The sequence below is a fragment of the Pedobacter sp. 01N416 genome (assembly GCF_056399685.1).
This window is the reverse complement of sequence record NZ_JBFTRT010001066.1, coordinates 1-528: the sequence shown is the minus strand read 5'-3', so window position 1 is coordinate 528 and position 528 is coordinate 1. Positions and strand designations below refer to the sequence as shown.

General features: G+C 30.9%; 1 protein-coding gene. It reads right to left on the bottom strand.

Annotated elements, in window-relative coordinates; all coding sequences use genetic code 11:
- Window positions 1-64: 64 nt before the first annotated feature.
- A partial coding sequence (locus AC1DND_RS29260; protein ID WP_477586531.1) for a hypothetical protein occupies window positions 65-528 on the bottom strand: 464 nt, incomplete at its 5' end.

Below are 528 nucleotides of genomic sequence, written 5' to 3'. Positions count from 1 at the left end.
TCGCTAAGCACAGACCTCACTTTTGTGACTTCTTCATTTTTTTTTGATAGTGAGATGAAAACAATCATATGTTTTTTGGGGATGATTTTACAACATTCTTTTGATATAAGAAAAGGAACTGATCTAATATTAACCTGCGGATTTGTTCGGAATCCTGTTTCAAATCAATGTATTCGCCAATTCTTATAAAGGCATCCTCAAATGTAGTAAGAATGCTAAATTCATTAATCAGTAGAAATTGAAACTGATTAATTTCTATGGATTCAACATTTGAAAAATGATTAATATATAAATAATATTTGGTACCAGTCTGGCCGTTAAACCGCTTAAATTCAACATTATTGCATAAGATAAAATTATTATCTTTTAATAGCTTTTTGATTTCATAATTGCCCGATGGCATGATATTTCCTACCAACTCCACTGATCCAAAATATTGCCCCTCCATGTAAAAAACATTGTCAAGAGCCAATTTTAGCCTGAACTTTTCATGCCGGAAAAAAGTTTCCGTAACAATATCTTTTGAAA